Below are 3,716 nucleotides of genomic sequence, written 5' to 3'. Positions count from 1 at the left end.
AGCCTTTCGGCCTCCTCGAACCGACCATCGAGTATGGCGAGCATTGCATCGCCATGGCGGTGGACCCAGGCCATATGCATATGTTGGCGGGCCTCGCCGACTTCCTGGATACACGCCAGCATCTTCTCCATATGGTCGCGGTCGCCCATCTCGGCAGCCACATAAAACGCGATACTCCGCGCCCGACCCTTTGTGTCGTCGTTCATCTGATCGGCAGTCTCAAGCATCTCATCGATCTTGGAGCGCCAGTCGGCCACTTCTTCCGGTTCGCGATGAACTAACGGGAGGATGTAGGGGATGATCTGCATACCATGCAGAGAGACGTTGTCCCCACAGGACCGTGCCGCCTCGATTGCGCGCGCACGGTAGCGACGCGCGCGAACCCGCTCTCCCGCTAGGACAGATCCTCGAACCAAGTAGGTGAGGATTTGGCTCGTGAGCACATCGTTTTCCGCAGGTAGGCGACCCAGCGCCTCTTCGAGCAGAGGTAACGCTTCGGCTGCGGGCTCCATTGATAGATAAAGCGTGTTCGCAAAAGTCAGAACCGAATCGGCAAAGAGAGCGTTATCGTCTAGTAGTCGGGCAAGGTCGATGGCTTCCCTCAACGTCTGGTTCGCAGGACCGATCTGACCTGCACTTTGAAGTGCACGGCCAAGCATGATGCGGGCTTCGATTTCGTGACGTCCGCTATCCCTTGCGGTCCGAAACGCTTCGCGGGCATGGCTTACCGCTTCGAATGCCGCGGATCGGCTATAGGCGCGCTCGGCGGCTCGCATCCAGAGCGGCCTGGCGGCGCTATCGTCGCCGGCGGCAGCGTAGTGGTGGGCGACCAGTTCGGGCTCACGGGCAAGGATCTCCGGATGGTGCGTCTCGAGCGTTCGTGCTACTGCACCGTGATGGCTTTGCCTCGTCCTTTTGAGGAGGGACTGATAGGCCGTGTCCTGGATTAATGCGTGCCGGAAAATATATGAGCCCGAAGTGCTCCCGCTCGCAAATATGACCTGCATTTGTCTCAGGGCAGCCAGTCCTTCTTCAAGGGCGGCACTTGTAAAGCCAGTCACCTGCCTAAGCAGCATTGAGTCAAACTCTCGCCCGATCACTGACGCAACAAGTGCTAGCGACCTGGCCTCTCTGGGCAGGCGATCGAGCCGGGACATTAGGGACCCCTGCAGGGTCGCTGGGATGGTGACCTCGCCCACCGAATCCGCATCCGTCTGACCTGCGATTGCCTGACAAAACTCTTCGATGAAGAGGGGGACGCCTTCGGTCCGCTGAGCGATATCGTCGACAAGATCCGGAGGAGGCGGATATCCGAAAGTCTTCTCCATAAGCTCAGCGATCTGCGATCGGTCCAGGCGGCCTACGGTAAGCGCTGTCACATGTCCGAACGTGCCGCTCCAGTCAGTGCTCCATTCGGGGCGGTGCGTTACGACAATCATGACGGGAAGTTCCGCGGCGCGAGCTACCAGCCGCTCCATGAGTTCAAGGGTTGAGGGATCGATCCAGTGTGCATCCTCCAGGACCAGGAGGAGAGGGGCCTTGCGTGAAAGCTGTACCGGGCGCTCAAGGAGAACCTTAAGCGTTAGCTCCTTGAGCTCCTCGGGCATCAGATCTGGATCGGCACAATCAGGCGGCATTTCGATCGAGAGCAGCCCTGCGTAGATTCGAAGCGTTGTTTCGGGATCGCCGCCCTCTCTTGCGAGGAGGTCTCTGAGCTTGACGAGTTGTGCCGAGTCATCATCATCTTGCGAGATGCCCGCGGCGCGTCGGATCCGCTCGATCACCGGATGTAAGGCACTGCTCGAGAAATACGGCGAGCATTGCAGGCGGATGATCTCTCCACCGTCTTCGTTCACCTGCTTGGCCATTGCCTCGATGAGGCGCGATTTGCCAATCCCGGCTTCCCCCGACAGCAGCACCACTGTGCCATCTCCGACTTGCGCCTGTTTCCAGCGTTCGGCGAGCAGGCCGATCTCATGCACCCGCCCAACGAGAGCGGAGATTTGTGCTCCGCGCGTCGCCTCGAAGCGGCTTTCGACCTCACGCTCGCCCAAGACCGCATAGCCCTGAACGGGATCGCTGTATCCTCTGAGCGCGTACGTGCCTCCACTTTCGATCTCGAATGCTGCACCGGTAAGGCGGAGAGTCCCGTCCGAGATCATCACCTCGCCTGGCCCGGCTACCGATTGAAGTCTCGCCGCTAGGTTGGGTGTTTCTCCGGTAACGGCACCGGCTTCGGTGCCTGCGACGTTCACGAGGTCACCAATAACGACATCCCCGCTCGCAATGCCGATACGGGAAGCAAGCTGCGTTCCGTCAGGGGCGCTAATCGTTTTTACTGCCCTGCTCATCTCCAATCCGGCGCGAACGGCACGTTCGGCCTGATCCTCGTAAGCAGCGGGCCAGCCGAAATAAGCAAGCACGCCATCGCCTAGATATTTTGCAACATGCCCGCCGTAGCGCGTGACTGTACCAGCGGCAGCGTCCTGGTAGGCACGCATAGTCTCGCGCAGCTCCTCGGGATCAAGGCGTTGAGACAATTCTGTCGAGCCGACAAGATCGCAGAAGAGCACAGTTAGTTGACGCCGTTCTGCCTGATCAGCAGGGTGCTGTGCAGTTCCCGTCTGCGGGAGAGGCTCGATTGCGATCGGTACCGAGACCCCATTTGGCTCCGCTTGATCAGCCAGCTCTTTCTTAATTGCATTGAGCAGCCGTCGGCGCTGGCCGATGTTGAGCCCGAGATCCTTGAGATCCTGTTCTGTTAACTCTGGCAAAAGAGCACGATCGATATCATTCTCGATCATCGCAGCAGCAAGACTAAATAGACCGTGTCGCTCAAGCCAGTCATTTAACTCGTCCATTCCGCAGAACTCGGGGATACGTCGTCGTTGGCCGAAGCCTTGATATATAGCTATGCCGCCACCCGCATGCGTTTGGCGGTACCTTCCACAATCGGCGCTAGACCCAGAGCCAGCTGTCCAGTGAAGTGGTGTTGTCTCTTGGCCGGAAGAGGATGAAATTGCGCGCCGTGCGCGTCACGCAGAAGCTGCTCAAGTCCCATCTTTCGATAGAAGCCAGCACCGCCTGTTGCTTTGAGTGCCTTCTCAGTCGTGCCGATGATCGCGTCAGCCGCTAAGGTCTTGCGGATCAGAACAGCGTTAGCAGTCTCAACATCCATCTCGAAAGCATAGTCATCGCAGATGTCGATCATGCTTTGGACCATAACCTGAGCAAGCGTTACCTCATTGATGAGTTCGCCGAGTAGGAAGGGTGTGGTCGGATCCTCGGCGCGCTTTGCCGCAACGCCTTTTGCGCGCTCTGCCGCCGCTTCTGCAACGCCGAGATAGGCCGACATTATGAGCGGCATTGCAACCGCCATTACGACGTTGAAGGCCGGGTGATAGCCTTCGCGGGCTCGCCGAAGCGCGACAGCCTCATCCGGAACGAAGGCTTCTTCGAAAACCGCTGTCTCCGAACCTGTCGCGCGCATGCCGAGGGTATCCCAATCACCTGCGAGCGACACGCCCTGGGCATTCACTGGCAACACGAAATGCAGAACTTGCCAGCCCTCCTCGGGATCCTCGTACGGCGCCGTGGTGACGAATAGGTCGCCGGCGGGTGAACCGCTAGCGAAGGGCTTCTTGGCAGTGACTCTGAAGCCACCATCGACGCGCTGGCAAACGCCGCTTGAGTCAAGCCAGTCGTTGGCGCCGGTG

The 3,716-nt window shown here is 59.2% G+C and carries 2 protein-coding genes; both read right to left on the bottom strand.

The window, feature by feature from the left end; genetic code table 11:
* A partial coding sequence (locus AC33YF_RS13180; RefSeq protein WP_491777669.1) for an adenylate/guanylate cyclase domain-containing protein occupies positions 1-2,861 on the bottom strand: 2,861 nt, incomplete at its 3' end.
* Between the two features lie 50 nt (positions 2,862-2,911).
* The coding region (locus tag AC33YF_RS13175) for an acyl-CoA dehydrogenase family protein (protein ID WP_491777668.1) at positions 2,912-3,716 on the bottom strand (805 nt) is incomplete at its 5' end.

The sequence above is a fragment of the Methyloceanibacter sp. genome (assembly GCF_058506495.1).
This window is presented reverse-complemented; position numbering and strand designations above follow the sequence as displayed.